Annotated in this window: 20 protein-coding genes; 12 read left to right on the top strand and 8 right to left on the bottom strand. The window is 63.2% G+C overall.

Annotation, left to right across the window (positions count from 1 at the left end):
• The first annotated feature begins 18 nt into the window (after positions 1–18).
• On the top strand, positions 19–612 hold the full coding sequence (rplI, locus tag KMZ68_RS11950) for a 50S ribosomal protein L9 (RefSeq protein WP_215615956.1): 594 nt from the start codon (positions 19–21) through the stop codon (positions 610–612).
• A 44-nt stretch (positions 613–656) separates the two neighbouring features.
• Here rplI and KMZ68_RS11945 read toward each other — a convergent pair whose 3' ends face one another.
• The 3 genes from KMZ68_RS11945 to KMZ68_RS11935 form a co-directional block, all read right to left on the bottom strand.
• On the bottom strand, positions 657–1133 hold the full coding sequence (locus KMZ68_RS11945; RefSeq protein WP_215615955.1) for a PaaI family thioesterase: 477 nt from the start codon (positions 1131–1133) through the stop codon (positions 657–659).
• Positions 1130–1732 carry a TetR/AcrR family transcriptional regulator gene (locus KMZ68_RS11940; protein WP_215615954.1) on the bottom strand — a complete coding sequence of 201 codons (603 nt, stop codon included), beginning with the start codon at positions 1730–1732 and terminating at the stop codon, positions 1130–1132. The genes KMZ68_RS11945 and KMZ68_RS11940 overlap by 4 nt, the downstream gene beginning before the upstream one ends.
• Positions 1733–1828: 96 nt before the next feature.
• Positions 1829–2767, bottom strand: a complete 939-nt coding sequence (locus KMZ68_RS11935) for a hypothetical protein (RefSeq protein WP_215615953.1) — start codon at positions 2765–2767, stop codon at positions 1829–1831.
• 286 nt (positions 2768–3053) lie between these two features.
• Here KMZ68_RS11935 and KMZ68_RS11930 point away from each other — a divergent pair, with 286 nt between their 5' ends.
• On the top strand, positions 3054–4304 hold the full coding sequence (locus KMZ68_RS11930; protein ID WP_215615952.1) for an SAM-dependent methyltransferase: 1251 nt from the start codon (positions 3054–3056) through the stop codon (positions 4302–4304).
• Positions 4305–4307: 3 nt separating this feature from the next.
• Here the strand turns inward: KMZ68_RS11930 and KMZ68_RS11925 are convergent, their stop codons facing one another.
• On the bottom strand, positions 4308–4514 hold the full coding sequence (locus KMZ68_RS11925) for a hypothetical protein (protein ID WP_215615951.1): 207 nt from the start codon (positions 4512–4514) through the stop codon (positions 4308–4310).
• A gap of 143 nt (positions 4515–4657) precedes the next feature.
• Between KMZ68_RS11925 and KMZ68_RS26135 the strand changes: the two genes are divergently transcribed.
• The 4 genes from KMZ68_RS26135 (at position 4658) to KMZ68_RS11910 (ending at position 9259) form a co-directional block, all read left to right on the top strand.
• The gene (locus tag KMZ68_RS26135; protein WP_256442489.1) at positions 4658–4780 is read left to right on the top strand and encodes a hypothetical protein; all 123 of its coding nucleotides are present in this window, start codon (positions 4658–4660) and stop codon (positions 4778–4780) included.
• Between the two features lie 249 nt (positions 4781–5029).
• The gene (locus KMZ68_RS11920) at positions 5030–6532 is read left to right on the top strand and encodes a replicative DNA helicase (protein ID WP_215615950.1); all 1503 of its coding nucleotides are present in this window, start codon (positions 5030–5032) and stop codon (positions 6530–6532) included.
• A 48-nt stretch (positions 6533–6580) separates the two neighbouring features.
• Positions 6581–7828, top strand: coding sequence for an alanine racemase (gene alr, locus KMZ68_RS11915; RefSeq protein WP_215615949.1), 1248 nt, complete (start codon positions 6581–6583; stop codon positions 7826–7828).
• Between the two features lie 141 nt (positions 7829–7969).
• Positions 7970–9259 carry a hemolysin family protein gene (locus KMZ68_RS11910; protein ID WP_215615948.1) on the top strand — a complete coding sequence of 430 codons (1290 nt, stop codon included), beginning with the start codon at positions 7970–7972 and terminating at the stop codon, positions 9257–9259.
• Between the two features lie 213 nt (positions 9260–9472).
• Here KMZ68_RS11910 and KMZ68_RS11905 read toward each other — a convergent pair whose 3' ends face one another.
• Positions 9473–10876, bottom strand: coding sequence for a hypothetical protein (locus tag KMZ68_RS11905; RefSeq protein ID WP_215615947.1), 1404 nt, complete (start codon positions 10874–10876; stop codon positions 9473–9475).
• A 325-nt stretch (positions 10877–11201) separates the two neighbouring features.
• Here KMZ68_RS11905 and KMZ68_RS11900 point away from each other — a divergent pair, with 325 nt between their 5' ends.
• Positions 11202–11351, top strand: coding sequence for a transporter associated domain-containing protein (locus KMZ68_RS11900; protein WP_249779596.1), 150 nt, complete (start codon positions 11202–11204; stop codon positions 11349–11351).
• 214 nt (positions 11352–11565) lie between these two features.
• Here the strand turns inward: KMZ68_RS11900 and KMZ68_RS11895 are convergent, their stop codons facing one another.
• Both KMZ68_RS11895 and KMZ68_RS11890 read right to left on the bottom strand, forming a co-directional pair.
• The gene (locus KMZ68_RS11895) at positions 11566–11964 is read right to left on the bottom strand and encodes a type II toxin-antitoxin system HicB family antitoxin (protein WP_215615946.1); all 399 of its coding nucleotides are present in this window, start codon (positions 11962–11964) and stop codon (positions 11566–11568) included.
• A gap of 5 nt (positions 11965–11969) precedes the next feature.
• Complete coding sequence (locus KMZ68_RS11890; protein ID WP_215615945.1) at positions 11970–12158, bottom strand: type II toxin-antitoxin system HicA family toxin; 189 nt, start codon at positions 12156–12158, stop codon at positions 11970–11972.
• A 239-nt stretch (positions 12159–12397) separates the two neighbouring features.
• Here KMZ68_RS11890 and radA point away from each other — a divergent pair, with 239 nt between their 5' ends.
• From radA to KMZ68_RS11865, 5 genes are all read left to right on the top strand, one after another.
• On the top strand, positions 12398–13873 hold the full coding sequence (gene radA / locus KMZ68_RS11885) for a DNA repair protein RadA (RefSeq protein WP_215615944.1): 1476 nt from the start codon (positions 12398–12400) through the stop codon (positions 13871–13873).
• Positions 13874–14034: 161 nt separating this feature from the next.
• The gene (locus tag KMZ68_RS11880) at positions 14035–14664 is read left to right on the top strand and encodes a CvpA family protein (RefSeq protein WP_215615943.1); all 630 of its coding nucleotides are present in this window, start codon (positions 14035–14037) and stop codon (positions 14662–14664) included.
• A gap of 23 nt (positions 14665–14687) precedes the next feature.
• Positions 14688–16211: an amidophosphoribosyltransferase gene (purF, locus tag KMZ68_RS11875; RefSeq protein ID WP_215615942.1), complete on the top strand. Its 1524-nt coding sequence runs from the start codon at positions 14688–14690 to the stop codon at positions 16209–16211.
• Between the two features lie 143 nt (positions 16212–16354).
• Positions 16355–17095 carry an SDR family NAD(P)-dependent oxidoreductase gene (locus KMZ68_RS11870; RefSeq protein WP_215615941.1) on the top strand — a complete coding sequence of 247 codons (741 nt, stop codon included), beginning with the start codon at positions 16355–16357 and terminating at the stop codon, positions 17093–17095.
• A gap of 194 nt (positions 17096–17289) precedes the next feature.
• Positions 17290–18519 (top strand): ABC transporter substrate-binding protein, encoded by a 1230-nt coding sequence (locus KMZ68_RS11865; protein WP_215615940.1) that lies wholly within the window; start codon positions 17290–17292, stop codon positions 18517–18519.
• A 76-nt stretch (positions 18520–18595) separates the two neighbouring features.
• Here KMZ68_RS11865 and KMZ68_RS11860 read toward each other — a convergent pair whose 3' ends face one another.
• The gene (locus KMZ68_RS11860; RefSeq protein WP_215615939.1) at positions 18596–19099 is read right to left on the bottom strand and encodes a hypothetical protein; all 504 of its coding nucleotides are present in this window, start codon (positions 19097–19099) and stop codon (positions 18596–18598) included.
• Positions 19100–19217 lie beyond the last annotated feature (118 nt).

Below are 19217 nucleotides of genomic sequence, written 5' to 3'. Positions count from 1 at the left end.
CCTCAAAGGAGAACGAATATGGAAGTCATTTTGCTGGAACGCGTCGCCAAGCTCGGCCAGATGGGCGAAGTCGTCCGCGTCAGGGACGGCTATGCCCGCAACTTCCTCTTGAAGCGCAACAAGGCGCTACGCGCCACCGCTGACAACCGCGCCAAGTTCGACGGCATGAAGGCCGAACTCGAGGCCCGCAACCTGCAGGCCAAGGGCGAGGCAACCAAGGTCGCCGAGAAGATCGACGGCCGCAACGTCGTCGTGCTGCGACAGGCTTCCGAGACCGGCCAGTTGTTCGGCTCGGTGTCGGTTCGCGACATCATCGCCTCGTTCGAGGCGGATGGCGTTGCGATCGACCGCAGCCAGGTCATGCTGGACGCGCCGATCAAGACCATCGGCAAGCACAACATCGCCATCGCCGTTCATCCGGAAGTCGAAGTCAGCGTCACCGTGACGGTCGCGCGCAGCGCCGACGAGGCCGAGCGCATCAATCGCGGCGAAGACATCTCGACGCGTCAGGAAGACCAGGACGCTGCCGCCGAGGCGCTCGCCGCCGCCGGCGAATTCTTCGATCCCGAAGCCCACCACGACGAGCCGCCGCAGGAAGGCGCCGCCTCCTGATCGTATCGGGGCTCTCTACATCACGCTGAACACCAAGCCCGGCCTCAGGCCGGGCTTGGGATTCGTGCCGTCACTTCTCCCGGCAGCATCGCAATCGACGCCAGCGCGGTGGCGGTGTGTTTCTCGACACCGTCGATGACGCAGAACACATCGGCGGCGACCACCGCGACCTGCCGTCCGGGCTTGATCACGCGCGCGCGGCAGATCAGGCGCTCGCCGGAAGCCGGCGACAGCAAATTCAACTTGTATTCCGCCGTGAGCGCCGGCTGGCCGCGCGACGTCGCCGCAGCGATCGTGGTCGCGTTGTCGACCAGGAAAGCCGTGACGCCGCCATGGAACAGGCCGTGCTGCTGCAACAGTTCCGGCCGGCGGTCGACGGCGAGCGTGCAGGAGCCACGCGCGAGTTCGGACAGTTCTGCGCCGACATGGCCCATGAAACCCTGACGGCCGACGCTGTCGCGGATTCGCGTTGCGATTCCAGCGAAGTCCAAATCGGGCTTCAGGTCGGAATTCCCCGTCATGGCGTGCCTCCGGTCTGTTGAATGGCTTGCGGCGCGACCAGCGCGCGGATCGCGCAGGCGATCAGGATGTCGGCCTGAAGTCTTGGGTCGCTGCGGTCGCGGCCCGACAGCCAGGCGCGGCAGAAAATCTGCGCGGGTCCGACGATCTGGCTGAAGAACAGCGTCGAGCTCATCGGCAGCAATTCGCCGCGCGCGATCAGCGGCGCGCGCCAGCGCTCGACGCCCTCGGCGAGGCGCGAATTCTGCGTCCGCTGCGCGTCCCTGACCTCTTCGGTCCATTCGCTGCGCGAAATCTCGAACAGATAGCGCGCCTCGCGCCGGCTGTTTACCACCCAGTCCAGATGCGCGCGGATCAGGCGGCCGATGCCCTCCTGCGCACTGCATGGCGCGTCGATCGCAGCCAACACCGCGGCGTGATAGTGCTGTAGGACTTCCAGAAACAGCGTGCCCGCCAGTTCCTTCTTCGATCCGAAGAAATGGAAGAAGCTTCCGTTCGAGGCCCGCGCGCGAGTGCGAATGGCCGCCACCGTCGCCCCCTCGAAGCCGTCACGGTCGAACACCGCCAAGCCGGCGGCCAGCAGATCCTCGCGCACGGCCATCCCGACCTCTCGAATTCACCTGGATCATCACTCTAGAGCAACACTCTAGCCACGGTCAAGCGCAGGCGTGGGCCGAAAATGCGGTCCAGTGATACCCTATTGGGAGATCGGGGGCGCGGGCGGTCCCGCCGGGGGCACCGGCGGCAGGGCCGGCGCGGAGGCTGTCACGGCGGGGGGTGGAGCCGGCGGCGCTGCGGGCTGCGCAGGCGCCGCGGCCGGCTCCGATGAGCCGCTGGAGACGGCGGCTGATACCGACGGAGCTTCAGCCGGCGGCGCCGGTGTAACCGGGGGGACCGGATCGGGCCGCAGCACCGGGGTCTCGCCGCCGGTCTCCTTTGGCGCATCGACCTTGGCGGTCTCGGACTTGCTCTCGCCCGACGGCTTGGCGGCCTCGTCCTTGGCGGTGTCGCTCTTCGGCGTGTCCTCTTTCGCCGCCTCGCCCTTGGCGGGCTCTTCCTTGGCCGCATCGCCCTTGGGCGGCTCTTCGCTGCCCGACTTGCCCTTCTTGCCCAGCTTCTGCTTGGCAGCCGATTTGCGGCCGTCGGGGCCGGTTGTGAGCGCGGCCTGCGCCGGTTGCTGCTGCTGGCCATCGGCCGCGGGTTTGGCCGCGTCAGGCGCCTCCCCCGGGCGTGCCAGCCGCTTGGCATTGCGGCCCGGATGCGCCCCGGGTCCGTCCGCATCGGGCCTGGCGGTATGCTGCGGCTCGGCACCAGGCTTGGCGTCCTTGCCTTGCTTCGCTTGATCCTGCTTCGCTTGATAGCGGGGATCGGCGGCGCCGCTGGACACCAGGAAGGACGCCAGTACCCCGGCCATCTCACTGGAGGTGGTGTAGTGCTGGCGCAGGAAGCCCGGCAGCGAGGAGGCCGGCACGGTTTTCAGGAGACCGCGCGGGCTCTTATGGCAGGCGTTGCAGGTGCCCGCGAAAATCTGGGAAGGGCTCTTGCCGGCATCGAGATTTTCCGCCCGCACCGGGATCGCCGCGAGACAGCCGATCAGAAACATCACCGTCGCTAGACTGAGCGCTCGGCTCAACATCCCGTAGTTCTCCAGATGCGCAATTCGCGCGCCCCGTCCAAAATCCGACTGGCGTGGCAGCGGTCACCTTTTAGCCGATTATGACGCGAATGGAAGCGCGCACATCTAACGCATCTGCGTGATCGCCGGATCTTCGAATATCCGCTCTGTGCACAATGCACTAGCGCCCCCGGAACATCGCTATTATCATTCTGTTGTCACGCTCCGGGAGCCGATCTCTCCGGCGGCGTCGCGAGTGACGGCCGGTACGTTAACCTCGTTGGGATCGCTCTGATTGGTGGTTTCGATGGACCGTTTGTTGCGTTACTTCCTGAGTCAGTTCATTCGCCGCGGCTCGATGAGCTTCACGACCGCGAGCGGGATGAAATTTACCTGCGGCGACGGCACCGGCGAGCCGGTCTCGGCCCGGTTCCTGACCGCCGACGCCGAGCGCCGGATTCTTCTCAACCCCGAGCTGGCGCTGGGCGAAATCTACATGGACGGCACATTCGTCGTCGAGAATGGCTCGATTGCGGACGCACTGGCGATCCTGATGGATCAGCCGGAAATATTGCCGCGCAATGCCAAGCTGCAATGGTGGCTGCGTTATCTGGTCAGGCACATCAGGCAATTCAATCCGCGCGGCCGGTCCAGGGATAACGTCGCGCACCATTACGATCTCGATGGCCGACTCTACTCCCTCTTCCTCGATGCCGACAAACAATACAGTTGCGCCTATTTCGAAACGCCTGACGCGACGCTCGACGATGCCCAGCTCGCCAAGAAGCGCCATCTCGCCGCCAAGTTGCTGATCCGGCCCGGCGACCGCGTGCTCGATATCGGCTCCGGCTGGGGCGGCCTTGGCCTCTATCTGGCTGAAATCACCGGCGCCAGCGTCACCGGCGTGACGCTATCGACCGAACAATTGCACGCGTCGAACGCCCGCGCAGCCGAGAGGCACCTGACGTCGTCGGCGAAGTTCTTGCTCGAGGACTATCGCGACATTCCGGGGCCATTCGACCGCATCGTGTCGGTCGGCATGTTCGAACATGTCGGCGTCGATTTCTACGAGACCTATTTTCGGCGCTGCGCCGAACTCCTCACCGACGACGGCGTGATGGTGCTGCATTCGATCGGCCGTTCGGAGGGGCCCGACGCTACCAATCCCTGGATCACGAAGTACATTTTCCCCGGCGGCTATATTCCCGCATTGTCCGAGGCGACCCGAGCGATCGAGCGTTCCGGACTGCTGGTATGCGACATCGAAATCCTGCGGATGCACTACGCGGAAACGCTGAAAGCGTGGCGCGAGCGTTTCGCGGCGCGGCGGGAAGAGGCCGTGCGGCTCTATGACGAGCGCTTTGCGCGAATGTGGGAGTTTTACCTCGCATGTTCGGAATTGTCGTTCCGCAAGCAGAACATGATGAACTTCCAGATCCAGCTCACCAAGCGCCAGCGCGTCGTGCCGATGACCCGGGACTACATCTCGGACGAAGAAGCCAAACTGCGCGGGATCGAGCGCGGCAAGCGGCCGCGCCTGCAGATCGCGGGCGAATAGGTTCTAGTTGCGCAGGCTGAAATGGGATCCGTGGTGCGCCCAGGGCGCCGCCGGACGCGAAAGCTGCGCGTGAAACGCCGCCAGCACCGAACGATCGCAGGGGGACTTGCAGCGGGAAACCTCTTCCATGGCGTCGATCAGCATCGACAGCCAGGCTCGTTCGCCGCCTGCCGACGGCCAAGGTCTTGAAGTCTGTAACTGCTGACCCATTGCGATCCCTTGCGCCCGTTCCGAGCCCGTCCCAACCAATCCGGACGCCGCCAGGACGTTCCCGCTCACCTTGGCCTGAAGAAAATTAACCGAATGTGACCTGTTTCACATAAGGTTTGGCCGGGCTGCCCTAAACGTCCGAAATGGCCCGGAAAACCTACCCATCATCGTTCGATCCGCACGCCGACATCGGCACCGACTACGCCCTGATCGCCACCGGCGTCGGCGCTGCCGTGGTCGCGCTGATCTATCTCCTCCTGATCTAAATCAGCGGCGGAGCGCGCGTCGCCCGCTTCGGGTGAGTATGCCGCGCGCGGGATAAGGTTCACGCCGCGCAAAGTTTTCCGGGAAACCCGTCAAGCGGAATGCGTCCGCGTCCGGTTTCATCCACTAAAAAATATCAGAATCGTGCATAAGGGACGAAGCGGCTTCCACTGTGAGCGGGAGTGGCGCTTTATTCGCGCCCCGCTTCGAAGAATCCTAAAACGACCCCAATCCGAAGAACAATCCAGCCTATGGCACTTACTGATTCGAACGTCCTCAAGCTTGCGCCCGATCCGGGTACTCCGGCCTATCGGAGCGCACCGCACAATATCGAGGCGGAGCAGAGCCTGTTGGGCGCGATCCTGGTCAACAACGACGCGTTCTACCGGGTTTCGGACTTTCTCGAGCCGCGGCATTTCTTCGAGCCGATCCACCAGACCATTTTCGAGACCGGCGGCAGCCTGATCCGGATGGGCAAGGTCGCGACCCCCGTCACGCTGAAGACCTTCCTGCCGGCCGACACCGACATCGGCGGCATGACGGTCGGCCAATACCTCGCCCGCCTCGCCGCCGAAGCCACCACCATCATCAACGCCCAAGACTACGGGCGGACGGTCTACGAACTGGCGCTGCGCCGCGACCTGATCCGGATCGGCGAGGACATGGTCAACGTCGCCTTCGACGCGCCGGTGGATTTTGCGCCGCGCGCGCAGATCGAGGATGCCGAGCGCAGGCTCTACGAACTGGCGGAATCCGGCCGCTACGACGGCGGCTTCCAGCGCTTCGCCCAGGCCCTCACCGTCGCCGTCGACATGGCGGCCAAGGCGTTCCAGCGCGACGGCAAATTGTCGGGCATCGCAACGGGCCTGCGCGATCTCGACACCAAGATGGGCGGCCTGCAGGCCTCCGACCTGATCATCGTCGCCGGTCGTCCCGGCATGGGCAAGACCGCGCTCGCCACCAACATCGCCTACAACGTGGCCAAAGCGCATCGCGCCGAAATCCAGGCCGACGGCACCATGAAATCGGTCAATGGCGGCGTCGTCGGCTTCTTCTCCTGCGAAATGTCGGCCGAACAGCTCGCCACCCGTATTCTCGCCGAGCAGACCAGCATCGCCTCCAGCACGATCCGCCGCGGCGGTATCACCGAGAGCGACTTCGAAAAGATTCGCGACTACTCGATCGAACTGCAGTCGCTGCCGCTCTATGTCGACGAGACCGGCGGCCTGTCGATTTCGCAGCTCACCGCGCGCGCCCGCCGCCTGAAGCGGCAGAAGGGCCTCGATCTGATCGTGGTCGACTACATCCAGCTGCTGCAGGGCTCGGGCAAGCGCGGCAACGACAACCGGGTGCAGGAAGTCACCGAGATCACCACCAGCCTGAAGGCGCTGGCCAAGGAACTCAACGTTCCCATCATCGCGCTGTCGCAGCTGTCGCGTCAGGTCGAAAGCCGCGACGACAAGCGCCCGCAATTGTCGGACCTGCGTGAATCCGGCTCGATCGAGCAGGACGCCGACGTCGTGATGTTCGTCTACCGCGAGGAATACTACCTCGCCAACAAGGAGCCGCGCGTCGGCACGCCGGAATACGAAAAGTGGCAGCTCGACATGTCGCTGGTGCACGGCAAGGCCGAAGTCATCATCGGCAAGCAGCGCCACGGCCCTACCGGCACGGTGGAACTGGCGTTCGAGGGCCAGTTCACCCGCTTCAGCGATCTCGCGCAGGACAGCCATATGCCGGCGCAGAGCTACTGACCCGGCCTGCCCGGTTGAACCGCCGCTGGCCTGTGCGTAAAGTGCGGCATGAACATCGTGTCCGATCCGAAATCGATTCCGGGAGGCTCCGTCCTCTCGCCTGAGGCGAACCAGGCGGCAGCGCTGGCGACCTTCCCCGGCGTGCTCACGGTCGATCTCGACGCCATCATCGCCAACTGGAAGAAACTCGAGAAGACCGCGGTGCCGGCCGAATGCGCCGGCGTCGTCAAGGCCAACGCCTATGGCTGCGGCGCCGGACCGGTGGCGCGCGCGCTCGCCGCCGCCGGCTGCAAGACCTTCTTCGTGGCGACCCTCGATGAGGCCCGCACGGTCCGCGCGGCGGTGCCGGCCGTGGCGATCTATGTGCTCGGCGGCTTCTTCCAGAACACCGGCGATGCCTACGCCAAGATCGACGCCAGGCCCGTGATCGGCGATCTCAACGAGCTGGCCGAATGGGACGTGTTTTGCCGCCGCTCCGGCTGGGCCGGGGGTGCGGCGATTCACATCGATACCGGCATGAACCGGCTCGGCCTGACGGTGGCGGAAGCGCAGGGCATCATTCCCCGCATCAACGCCGGCGATCACGGCATCACGCTGGTCATGAGCCACCTCGCCTGCGCCGAGAGCCTCAATCATCCGACCAACGCCCGGCAGCTCGCGGCCTTCCGCGAAATCGCCAGCCTGTTTTCCGGCGTGCCCGCGTCGCTGTCGAATTCGTCGGGGATCTTCCTCGGCGCGGCGTTCCAGTTCGACATGGTGCGGCCGGGTGCGGCGCTCTACGGCGTCAATCCGACACCGGAGGCCGACAACCCGATGCGGCCGGTGGTCGAGCTGAAAGCCCGCATCGTGCAGATCCGCAACGTCGACAAGGGTGAGACCGTCGGTTACGGCGGCACCTGGACCGCGCGGCGGCCGACCCGGCTCGCGATCGTGTCGGCGGGCTACGCCGACGGCTATTTCCGCGCCGGCAGCAGCAATGACGGCACCCGCGGCGCCGAGGTGATGGTCGCGGGCAAGCGCTGCCCGATCGCCGGCCGCATCTCGATGGACCTGATCGCGATCGACGTCACCGACCTCGAGAAGAACGCGGCGCGGCGCGGCCACATGGTGACGCTGATCGGCGAAGGCATCACCGTCGACGAACTCGCGCACCATTTCGGCACCATCGGATACGAGGTGCTGACCAGCCTCGGCTCGCGCTATGCGCGGATCTACAAGGGCGGCGCGGCGACCAGCGAAGCGGCGGCCGAGCCGGCCCCTGCGACCACCGAGGCAACTCCGGCGACACCGGCCTGACAAACTTGCCGGCGGTCTTCGCGACCGGTTTTCTGGTATGTCCGGCATGAATACCTATATTCGCTATGATGCCCGGCCGCCCGGCGGGGGCAGGCAGATTCCGGGATCGTCTTGTGCGGATCCCGCTCACGAAGGCTGAACGTGCTCTACCTGGAACTCGGGATCGTCACGGTCCTGATCGTCGTCAATGGCCTGCTCTCGATGTCGGAGCTGGCCATCGTTTCCGCGCGGCCCGCGCGGCTGGCAGCCCTGGTCGAGAGGAACGTCACCGGCTCCCGCCGCGCACTCGCTTTGGCCTCCGATCCCGGCAAGTTTCTCTCCACCGTGCAGATCGGGATCACCCTGATCGGCGTGCTGTCCGGCGCCTTCTCCGGCGCGACGCTCGGGCAGCGCCTGACCGCGTGGCTGATTGAAGCCGGACTATCGCGGGGGCTCGCCGACGCAATCGGCGTCGGCCTCGTCGTCGGCATTATTACCTATGCTTCGCTGATCGTCGGCGAACTGGTGCCGAAGCAGATCGCGCTGCGCGATCCCGAGGCGATCGCGGTCCGGGTTGCGCCGGCGATGATGGGGCTGGCGAAGGCATCATTGCCGCTGGTGTGGCTGTTGGACCGGTCCGGCAAGCTGCTGCTCTGGCTGCTCGGCCAGCGGGGCGCGGCGGAAGAAAAAGTCAGCGAGGAGGAAATCCGCACCCTCGTGGTCGAGGCCGAGAATGCCGGCGTGCTGGAGCCCGGCGAAAAGGAAATGATCGCGGGCGTGATGCGGCTCGGCGACCTGCCGGTCGGCGCCGTGATGACGCCGCGGCACGAGGTGGATCTGATCGACCTTGCCGATCCCGACACCGAGGTGGCGACCACCATCCTGAACAGCAATCACTCGCGCTTTCCGGTATTCGACGGCAACCGCGATAACGCGCTCGGCATCGTCAATTCGAAGGATCTGCTCGACGCCTTCCTGTCGGGACAGACGCCGGATATCCGCCAGCTGATCCGCGAGGCGCCGATCATTCCGGAGAGCGTCGACGCGCGCGACGTGGTGGCGATCCTGCGCGATTCACCGGTGCATATCGGCCTCGTCCATGACGAATACGGCACCTTCCAGGGCGTGGTGACGGGCGCGGACATCCTGGAAGCGATCGTCGGCGCCTTTCACACCGAGGAAGGACCTGCAGAGGCCGCCTTCACCAAACGCGCCGACGGCTCCTACCTGATCTCGGGCTGGATGCCCGTGCTCGAATTCGCCGACCTGCTCGGCATCTCGTTGCCGGCGTCGCGGCCGTATCAGACCTTTGCCGGCTTCCTGCTGCAGGAATTCGGGAAAATTCCCGGCGTCGGCGATAAGGTCGAAGCCGGCGGCTGGCGGTTCGAGATCGTCGATCTGGACGGGCGAAGGATCGACAAGGCGATCGCGAGCAAGGTGGATGGGGCGTGAGCGACTTGGAAATACTCGCGGCCGCCATACGATCCCACAATTCCTTACCATGGACCTCATTAAGGCCGTCGACCTGCTCTGAGTTCGGCGCGCTGGCCTGGGACGTCGCGCTATAGGGACTGCTCGCGGAATCTCCCACTGATGGCCGACTCCTTCATCGCCAAGCCATTATTGCTGGAACTCGATCCCAGGCTGATCATGGATGGCATGACATTACTTCGTGCTATCAACCAGCGTAAGCACGTTCTTTGTATTCCCTATTGGAGTCCCTGAATCCGGCATCACTCCCGAGGTCGAGACTTTCCAATACCCTGTAATTTTGTTTGATACAGGAACTCCAGTGTTCCCGCTCATAAGCCTATACCAATGCTCAATTCGAGCGCAGGCTCTTTCTTCTTTGCAAATGGCATAGATGCCGAAAACATTCCCGCTGCGGTTGACCCTTTGATCAAGTGTCGCATCAATAAAGACGGTTTTTCCATTGTTCCGTCTTATGAAGTCGTAAAAAGGCCCGCCCTGCTTTCCTGTATAAATAGCACCCTTGTAACCCTCGACATCACCTAGGTACTCAATTTTTGGGATGTACAAGCTATCCTTCCGAACTCCCCATTCATTGAAATCCTCCGCAGTCTCGCTTTTTTTGGCATTGAGCCAACCTTCGACAAAGGCGATGTTCTCCGGATAATCTTTGAAATCAGAAAAATCTGATTCCTTGTATTTTTCCAGCTTGAGAACCTTGGCTATTGAGTTCGTTCCGTACTTCTCAATTGCTGCGCTATCGGCGATCGTTTCAAAAGGATATCTGAATCGATGAAACCCCGCCCAGCAGTCCCACGATGAACGACTGGGTCCGCAGCCTACAATAAAAAGCGGAAAAGCCGGCAATCGCATTGCCGTCGCGTCTTTGATAGCACCTATCGCCTTGTTCTGTGCGTCAACCACATGAGTGGCTTCGAACACCTCAATTCCTTTGACGAATTTCTTATTTTCGGTAGCGGATATTTTCACGATATCCTTTTTCGGCCGTTCGCGAGTTCTGATCTGGCATTGTTCAAGAAATTTGGAATTGAGGACACCTTCCCCCCTCTGCCAATGGACTCCGAAGACATCGAAATCAAAGCTGTCCCTTTTAACGTCACGAACATCCTTGCATCTTTGGGCACTTACTAGCCGGTACGACAGGTATCCTTCGGGAAAATTGCTGTTTTCCTCGTAGACCACGGGGATCTTATTGGAGGTCGCCAAACCCTCCCCACCTTTCATGACCAGCGCGTGCCGCGAAGGATCGAAATCAATCGCCTGTGTCGCATTTTCAGCCTTAAGCTGATTTTCGACTGAATGAATCACAGCAAGTTCATAAATGAAGAACGAATAGTAGGACGCATAACCCAAGACCGGAACAAGCAGCATTTTTCTTGAGAAACGCTTCTGGGATACGTCGCAAATAAGTCCGATCGTTATGAGGTGAGGCAAGAACCCCCATACGTAAGGTCCGGCAAGCGCCATACCGAACATCATGATGAACACGCCTGTATATGGGAAAAATTGCAGCCCATAGAGAAGCGCAAGTCCAACGGCGATCCTAACCGTCCAGGATCCGAGAACTGAATTTTGCATGGGATTAAACTGTTCCTGAGAGGGGCAGATCTCGCGCAAATCTGGTGTTCACCGCGACAATCCTCCCCCAAACTCATCAACCATAGGTTACAAGAGGTCTCCAATTCTGCCACCGGACCACTCAAATTTGCGGTTTCGATCCTCACGCCATCGGCAGAGAATCTACCGAAATGATCGGGCAGATTCGTTCAGAGCTGCGCGCAAAAATATCGGATGGCGTCGGAGAGCCGTCGCTTCGACCTTACGTCACGAGTCACCCGGAAATAGGTGGTGACAAACTATCGTTACTTCCGTTCCGCTAGCAAAACGCGCGAGTCTTCGGCGCGTGGCTTCCTCAAAGAATTTGTTTCAGGAATTCGGGAAAATTCCGAAAGTCGGCGACAAGGTCGAAGCCGGCGGCTGGCGGTTCGAAATTGTCGATCTCGACGGGCGGCGGATCGACAAGGCGATCACGAGCCGGGTGGAGGGGGCGTAGAGCGACCGCGGCGAGTGTCGTCCCATGGACTCCACAAGTATCCCCTTCGTACCGGGGTTTGGTTCCGGCACGTTAGCGACGGCCCGGGTTGAAGCCGCGCTCAAGAGTGCGATGAGCACGCCGCACAAGCCGCTGAAGGAAACTCGAAGGCGAAGAAGGCGGGAAAGAAAAAGCCCAGCAAGTGAGCCGGGCTACTTCTCAAGAACAGTCTAGATTAGGCGGCCTCAAGCATCGCTTTTTTGGCGGCCTGAGTTAGGAAGCCAGATCTAGAAAGCCCGTGCGCCTCTGCATATTTGTCGATTTGCTCCAAGATATCACCGGGCAAGGTCACGTTTACCCGGATAACCTTGGGCGCCTCAGTCTTCGCGGCAACCAGGATTGCGACGCCGGATCGATTGTCCGGATCGGCCATAACGTCTTCAAGGCTGGAGGGTTCGGGGATGGCCTCTCCATCCTCGACCAAACCTTCAATATGAAAGGCTAGGGCTTCTTCTGCCATAGCTCGGGCGTCATCCAGTGTGGTCCCGGCGGTAGCAACACCCGGGAAGTCTGGAAACGATACGCCAAAGTGGCTGTCTGCTTCTTTATGGATAAGACCAATATACTGACCCATGGCTCTTACCTCAGTTTAAGACCCGATTGCTTTTCGATGCTTTTGAGTGTCCCGACCGGGATATCTCGTTCAGGGTGCGGAACGGTTACGCGGCCCTTTTTTCGAGGGTGCTTGAATTGAACGTGGCTTCCCTTCCGGGCGACCTCATGCCATCCATCCCTTTGAAGGGCCGAGATAATTTCCCGACTTTTCATGGTGTGTATTAATACACATCAATTCTGGGGTGTCAACGGATGGTTGAACCAACGGCTCCTACCCAGTCCGGCAATATTTCACGCATTTGGGCTTTGGCTGCCCACCAGGCAGGAAGCACCGCGCGGGCCTCAGCTCCTTCCGTGTCTGGAGTCGACAGAACAAAATAAGAACATAAAGTCAACCCTTGCGATTTTCGTGCTATGAAACCTGCAGCAATCCTCGGCGACTCACCCCTCCCATGGCCAAATCCACCCTCTCCTTCGTCTGCCAGAACTGCGGCGCGGCCTTTAACCGCTGGCAGGGCAAGTGCGAGTCCTGCGGCGAGTGGAACACGCTGGTCGAGGAGGACACGACGGGTGCGACCTCGATGCCGGTCTCGATCCGCTCGAAACGCCGGGGCCGGCTGTTCCAGTTGGAGAGCCTGACCGGCAAGAGCGCGGACGCCCCTCGCCTGCCCTCCGGGATGGCCGAACTCGATCGCGTCACCGGCGGCGGTTTTGTCAGGGGCTCGGTGCTGCTGGTCGGCGGCGATCCCGGTATCGGCAAGTCGACGCTTTTGACACAGGCCACCAGCCTGATGGCCCGCGCCGGCCATCGCGCGGTGTACATTTCAGGCGAAGAGGCGGTGGCGCAGGTGCGGCTGCGCGCCGAGCGCCTCGGGCTAGCCGACGCGCCGGTGCAGCTCGCGGCGGAAACCTCGGTCGAGGACATCGTCTCCACGCTGTCCGAAGGCAAGGTGCCGCGCCTGATCGTGATCGACTCGATCCAGACCATGTGGACCGACACGGTCGAATCCGCGCCGGGCACGGTCACGCAAGTCCGCGCCTCGGCGCAGGCCCTCATTCGATTTGCCAAGAAATCCGGCGCCGCGATCATCCTGGTCGGTCATGTCACGAAGGACGGCCAAATCGCGGGGCCCCGCGTGGTCGAGCACATGGTCGACGCGGTGCTGTCGTTCGAGGGCGAAGGCTCGCAGCAGTTCCGGATCCTGCGCGCGGTGAAAAACCGCTTCGGCCCGACCGACGAGATCGGCGTGTTCGAGATGACGGGGCTCGGCCTGCGCGAAGTCTCCAACCCGTCCGAATTGTTCCTGTCCGAGCGCGATCTCGGCAGTCCGGGCACCGCGGTGTTCGCAGGCATCGAGGGCACCCGCCCGGTGCTGGTGGAATTGCAGGCGCTGGTGGCGCCGACCACGCTGGGCACGCCGCGCCGCGCGGTGGTGGGCTGGGACCCGAGCCGGCTGTCGATGGTGCTGGCGGTGCTGGAGGCCCATTGCGGGGTCAAGCTGTCGGGCTACGACGTCTATTTGAACGTGGCGGGGGGCTTGCGGATCCAGGAACCGGCCGCCGACCTTGCCGCCGCCGCCGCCCTGGTGTCGTCGCTGGTCAATGCGCCGCTGCCGACGGATGCGGTCTATTTCGGCGAGATTTCGCTGTCGGGCGCGGTCCGCCCGGTGGCGCAGACCTCGGCGCGGCTCAAGGAAGCGGCCAAGCTCGGCTTCGGCCGCGCGATCCTGCCGGAATCGGCGCGCGGCGAGGTCGGCGGCGACGCCGGGCTCTCGCTCAACAGCGTCGGCGGGCTGACCAGCCTGGTCGCGGATATCGCCGCCCGCGGCACGCCGAGAGGAAACCGGGAGGGCAACCGCGAGCCCCGGGAGGGTGCCGCGGCGGAGAAAAATGCCACACCCCAAAGATTCCGGCGTCAGGAAGGCTAGCCGGGCGTGACGGCACCTGCCCCCGCCGCTATACAACCCGCGCGCAAGGCGGGAATAGCGCGATTTCCGGCCTTGCGGGACGCCCGATATGACCATCACTTAGGGCGGCACCGACGTTGCCGATTCGCGGTTTCGAACTTACGAGCGGACCTGACCAGCCGATGCCGATAACGATACTCGATCTCGTCCTGCTCGGGGTGATGCTGATCTCCGGCCTGCTCGCGATGGTCCGCGGCTTCATGCGGGAGATTCTCTCGATCGCGGCATGGGGCGCCGCGGCGCTGGTGACGCTGTATTCGTTCGGCAAGCTGCTGCCGACCGCCAAGACCTATTTCAACAACGATACCGTGGCGAGCGTGGTCGTGGTCGCCGGCGTGTTCATCGGCACCCTGATCGTGGTTTCCATCGTCACGGTGCGGATTTCCGACATGATCCTGGATTCCCGGATCGGCGCGCTGGATCGCACCCTCGGCTTCCTGTTCGGGCTGGCGCGGGGCCTTTTGATCGTCGTGGTGGCCTTCCTGTTCTTCTCCTGGCTGGTCCCGGACAAGCAGCGGCCGGATTGGATCACCGGAGCGAAGTCCCGGGTGGTGCTGCAGGGAACCGGGGATTGGCTGATGTCGCTCTTGCCGGATGACCCCGAGAACACCATCTTGAAGAGATTCAAGAAGAATAAACCAGACGATGAGCAAACTGACGCCGACCAGGCAGCCCCGGCCGGCAGTGACGGCTATAGTAAACCTGCCCGCGACAGCCTGAAAAAGCTGATCGAGAAACCTGCGGCGCGTTGATTTTGGCCCCAAAGAGAGGCGCGATGGACGAGATGAAAAACCCTTCCGATCCCGCCCCCCACCACCACCCTGACCTCCCCCCCGCAGCAATCGAGCTGCAAGACGACCTCGAAGGCGACACGCTACGCGAGGAATGCGGCGTGTTCGGCATCTTCGGTCACCCGGAAGCCGCCGCCATCACCGCGCTAGGGCTGCACGCCCTGCAGCATCGCGGCCAGGAGGCCGCCGGCATCGTCTCCTTCGACGGCACCCGCTTTCATTCCGAACGCCGGCTCGGCCTGGTCGGCGACACCTTCTCCCGCCGCGAGGTGATCGAGCGCCTGCCCGGCAGCCTCGCCGTCGGCCACGTCCGCTACTCCACGACCGGCGCCACCATCCTGCGCAACGTGCAGCCGCTGTTCGCCGAGCTCAATGCCGGCGGTTTCGCAGTCGGTCATAACGGCAATCTCACCAACGGGCTGACCTTGCGCCGCGAGCTGGTGCGCAACGGCGCCATGATGCAATCCACCACCGACACCGAAGTCATCCTGCATCTGGTGGCACAGTCGAAGCGCGCCCGCTTCATCGACCGCTTCATCGAATCGCTGCGCGCGATCGAAGGCGCCTATTCGCTGGTGTCGATGACCAACAAGAAGCTGGTCGGCGCCCGCGATCCGCTCGGCATCCGCCCGCTGGTGCTCGGCGAACTCGACGGCTGCCCGATCCTGGCGTCGGAAACCTGCGCGCTCGACATGATCGGCGCGAAATACGTCCGCGACATCGAGCCCGGCGAAATCATCGTGTTCGACGAGCACGGCGCCGAAAGCCACAAGCCGTTCCCGCCGAAGCCGCCGCGGCCCTGCATCTTCGAATACATCTACTTCTCGCGGCCGGATTCCATCGTCGGCGGCCGCTCGGTCTATGAGGTCCGCAAGGCCTTCGGCGCCCAGCTCGCGCGCGAAAGCCATGTCGAGGTCGACGTCGTGGTGCCGGTGCCGGATTCCGGCGTGCCCGCCGCGGTCGGCTACAGCCAGCATTCCGGGGTGCCGTTCGAACTCGGCATCATCCGCAACCATTATGTCGGCCGCACCTTCATCCAGCCGACCCAGAGCGTGCGCGAACTCGGCGTGCGCATGAAGCATGCGGCCAACCGCGTCGCGATCGAGGGCAAGCGCATCATCCTGATCGACGACAGTCTGGTGCGCGGCACCACCTCGAAGAAGATCGTGCGCATGATGCGCGACGCCGGCGCCAGCGAGGTCCACTTCCGCCTCGCTTCGCCGCCGATCCTGTACCCCGACTATTACGGCATCGACCTGCCGGACCGCGGCGGCCTTTTGGCTGCGACCCACTCGCTGGAAGAGATGCGCGAAATCATCGGCGCCGATTCGCTGGCGTTCCTGTCGATCGACGGCATGTACCGCGCCATGGGCGAGCCCGGCCGCGATCCCGCCAATCCGAAATTCTCCGACCATTGCTTCACCGGCGCCTATCCGACCCACCTCACCGACCAGACCCAGACCGAGCCGCAGCCCCGGCAATTGTCGCTGCTGGCGGAAGCGAGCTAGCTGTCGTCCCTGCGAACGCAGGGACCAATAACCACCGGCCCCGGCGTTTCGAACACAGCTAGACGCGAGCGCCTACCCACACCATAAGCTTCACGGCGTATGGGTCCCTGCGTTCGCAGGGACGACGATGATAGAGCCTTCCCATGACCCTTCCCCTCGCCTCCCGCATCGCTCTCGTCACCGGCGCATCGCGCGGCATCGGCTATGCCACCGCGCGGGCGCTGGCCAGGGCCGGCGCCCATGTGGTCGCGGTGGCGCGGACGCAAGCCGGGCTCGAAGAGCTCGACGACGAAATCCGCAAAGAGGGTGGAGCCGCCACCCTGGTGCCGCTCAACCTCACCGATTTCGACGGCATCGCCCGGCTCGGCGCGGCCCTGCATGAGCGCCATGGCAGGCTCGACATTCTTGTCGGCAATGCCGGCGTCGCCGGTCCCTCCTCGCCGCTCGGGCATATCGACATGAAGTCGTGGAACGACGTGATGGCGGTCAACGTATCCGCGAACTTTCAGCTGATCCGCTGCATGGAGCCGCTTTTGAAGATGTCCGATGCCGGCCGCGCGGTGTTCGTCACCTCGGCGGCGGCGAGCAAGGCCAGCGCCTATCTCGGCCCCTACGCGGCGTCGAAGGCGGCGCTGGAGACGCTGGCGCGGGCCTGGGCGCAGGAAACCGCCAGCTCAAAGCTCCGCGTCAACCTGTTCGATCCCGGACCGATCCGGACCCGCATGCGCGCGTCGATCTTTCCGGGCGAAGACCCGTTGACGCTGGACACGCCGGAACAGGTCGCGGAATTCATCGTGCCGATGTGCGCGCCCGACTGGACCTCGACCGGCAGGCTGTTCGAGTACAAGAGCCGCAGCCTGAAGAATTTCCGCGAGCCGGCATGAGGCCGACCCGATACCGGAAATATATCTCCGAGATCGTTGCAGGAATTTCAGGCTGACCTCCGACGCGCCACGATAAGCGCATTGCCGCGCCGCGACAGACGTACTAACGGGAAAGCCGGCCGTCTGGTCGACCAACCCCGGCGAGGCTCCCTGAAGAGAGCCTTCCGGGCACTTGAACTCTTTGGAGGAACTCAATGAAGAAGAAAACACTCGCGCGGCACACCGCCGCGCTCGTCGCCTGCGTCGGGCTGGGGCTTGCCTCGCCCGCGCTGGCCCAGGACAAGACAGTCAAGATCGGCGTCCTCAACGACATGTCGAGCCTCTATGCCGACATCGGCGGACCCAATTCGGTGGCCGCGGTCAAGATGGCGGTCGAGGATTCCGGGCTGACCAAGAAGGGCTGGAAGATCGACGTCGTGAGCGGCGATCACCAGAACAAGCCGGACATCGGCGTCAACATCGCGCGGCAATGGCTGGACAGCGACAAGATCGACGTCATCGCCGACACGCCGAACTCCGGCGTCGCGCTGGCCGTGAGCAACCTCGTCAAGGAAAAGAACGCGGTGCATCTCAATTCCGGCGCCGCCACCGCCGACCTCACCGGCAAGGCCTGCACGCCGAACACGGTCTCCTTCACCTATGACACCTACATGCTCGCCAACGGCACCGGCAAGGCGCTGACCAAGGCCGGCGGCGACAGCTGGTTCTTCCTGACCGCGGACTACGCGTTCGGCCACGCGCTGGAACGCGACACCGCCGCGGTGGTCACCGCCAATGGCGGCAAGGTGCTCGGTGGCGTCAAGCATCCGATCAACACCTCGGACTTCTCGTCGTTCCTGCTGCAGGCGCAGGCCTCGAAGGCCAAGGTGGTCGGCCTCGCCAACGCCGGCGGCGACACCACCAACGCGATCAAGCAGGCCGCCGAGTTCGGCATCGTCTCGGGCGGCCAGAAGCTCGCGGCCCTTCTGCTGTTCATCAACGACGTGCATTCGCTCGGCCTCAAGACCGCGCAGGGCCTGACCTTCACGGAATCCTTCTACTGGGACATGAACGACCAGACCCGCGCCTGGTCGAAGCGCTTCCAGGCGGCATCGCCCAAGGGCACCATGCCGTCGATGACGGTCGCCGGCGTCTACGCCGCCGTCCTGCACTACCTGAAAACGCTGGACGCGCTCGGCGGCAATCCGCATGACGGCGCCAAGGTCGTCGCCAAGATGAAGGAACTGCCGACCGACGATCCCTTGTTCGGCAAGGGCCCGCTGCGCGCCGACGGCCGCCGGCTGATTCCGGCCTACCTGTTCGAGGTGAAGAAGCCCGCGGAGTCGAAGTACCCCTGGGACTACTACAAGCAGATCGCCACGATCTCGCCGGACGACGCAGCCAAGCCGCTCGCGACCAGCGATTGTCCGCTGCTGAAGAAGTAACGAGACAGCGGCCGGCCGGATTTGCAGGAGTCCGGCCGGCTATTACCCAAGGCTTGCAACGATTTTTTTGCGTCACCTAAGGATGGCGCTGGCGCCATTTTTCCCAATAGTCATGGCACTTTTTCAGAAAGCCCATGGCCTTCCTGCCGTTTCCGATCGGCAATCGCAGATTACGTGCGGGGTGATCGGCAAATGCGAGCGTGAGCCATCGTCCGTTCGACAATAGCGGCGCGATCGTTGAGAAGAACCCCAATTCATAGGCGTAGACCTTCTCTCCGGTATCGCTCTTCAGTGGCCGCATCTCGATTTGCTTCTGGTCGATCGCAGCGCGAAATTCCGCAGCCTCGAACGCGTCCAGCCGCGTATCGTCAGTCCACAACACATCGATTTCAAGCGAGCCGTCGGTCGTGGAGATCGTGACCGTTCCGCCATCGAATGCCTTCCTGATCAGGCAGCGCCGGAAATCCTCCTCCCAATTGCCCGCAGGCGCGGCAGCGCGTTGGCCGGCCGCCACGACATCGGCGCCGCAAACGGACGTGAGGAGCCCCACGGCGAGCACCGAAAGAAGCAGCCGTCGCATTCTCGTTCGCATCATCTGCTCCTCCTCTCATAAAGAGGCCGCACGCTCGTGCCGAATAGAACTAGTGACGGCGACGGCACAGCCCTTGCGCTAGGTCAAGGCTACGGCCGGAAAATCG

The sequence above is a fragment of the Bradyrhizobium sediminis genome (assembly GCF_018736105.1).
GTDB lineage: Bacteria > Pseudomonadota > Alphaproteobacteria > Rhizobiales > Xanthobacteraceae > Bradyrhizobium.
The sequence above is the reverse complement of the archived record's forward strand: the minus strand, read 5'-3'. Positions and strand labels throughout refer to the sequence as shown.

Bases quoted from the DNA above. Each gene is read 5' to 3' on its own strand.
- rplI (WP_215615956.1), top strand. From the start codon at position 19: ATGGAAGTCATTTTGCTGGAACGCGTCGCCAAGCTCGGCCAGATGGGC.
- KMZ68_RS11945 (WP_215615955.1), bottom strand. From the start codon at position 1,133: ATGACGGGGAATTCCGACCTGAAGCCCGATTTGGACTTCGCTGGAATC.
- KMZ68_RS11940 (WP_215615954.1), bottom strand. From the start codon at position 1,732: ATGGCCGTGCGCGAGGATCTGCTGGCCGCCGGCTTGGCGGTGTTCGAC.
- KMZ68_RS11935 (WP_215615953.1), bottom strand. From the start codon at position 2,767: ATGTTGAGCCGAGCGCTCAGTCTAGCGACGGTGATGTTTCTGATCGGC.
- KMZ68_RS11930 (WP_215615952.1), top strand. From the start codon at position 3,054: ATGGACCGTTTGTTGCGTTACTTCCTGAGTCAGTTCATTCGCCGCGGC.
- KMZ68_RS11925 (WP_215615951.1), bottom strand. From the start codon at position 4,514: ATGGGTCAGCAGTTACAGACTTCAAGACCTTGGCCGTCGGCAGGCGGC.
- KMZ68_RS26135 (WP_256442489.1), top strand. From the start codon at position 4,658: ATGGCCCGGAAAACCTACCCATCATCGTTCGATCCGCACGCCGACATC.
- KMZ68_RS11920 (WP_215615950.1), top strand. From the start codon at position 5,030: ATGGCACTTACTGATTCGAACGTCCTCAAGCTTGCGCCCGATCCGGGT.
- alr (WP_215615949.1), top strand. From the start codon at position 6,581: ATGAACATCGTGTCCGATCCGAAATCGATTCCGGGAGGCTCCGTCCTC.
- KMZ68_RS11905 (WP_215615947.1), bottom strand. From the start codon at position 10,876: ATGCAAAATTCAGTTCTCGGATCCTGGACGGTTAGGATCGCCGTTGGA.
- KMZ68_RS11895 (WP_215615946.1), bottom strand. From the start codon at position 11,964: ATGGGTCAGTATATTGGTCTTATCCATAAAGAAGCAGACAGCCACTTT.
- KMZ68_RS11890 (WP_215615945.1), bottom strand. From the start codon at position 12,158: ATGAAAAGTCGGGAAATTATCTCGGCCCTTCAAAGGGATGGATGGCAT.
- radA (WP_215615944.1), top strand. From the start codon at position 12,398: ATGGCCAAATCCACCCTCTCCTTCGTCTGCCAGAACTGCGGCGCGGCC.
- KMZ68_RS11880 (WP_215615943.1), top strand. From the start codon at position 14,035: ATGCCGATAACGATACTCGATCTCGTCCTGCTCGGGGTGATGCTGATC.
- purF (WP_215615942.1), top strand. From the start codon at position 14,688: ATGGACGAGATGAAAAACCCTTCCGATCCCGCCCCCCACCACCACCCT.
- KMZ68_RS11870 (WP_215615941.1), top strand. From the start codon at position 16,355: ATGACCCTTCCCCTCGCCTCCCGCATCGCTCTCGTCACCGGCGCATCG.
- KMZ68_RS11865 (WP_215615940.1), top strand. From the start codon at position 17,290: ATGAAGAAGAAAACACTCGCGCGGCACACCGCCGCGCTCGTCGCCTGC.
- KMZ68_RS11860 (WP_215615939.1), bottom strand. From the start codon at position 19,099: ATGCGACGGCTGCTTCTTTCGGTGCTCGCCGTGGGGCTCCTCACGTCC.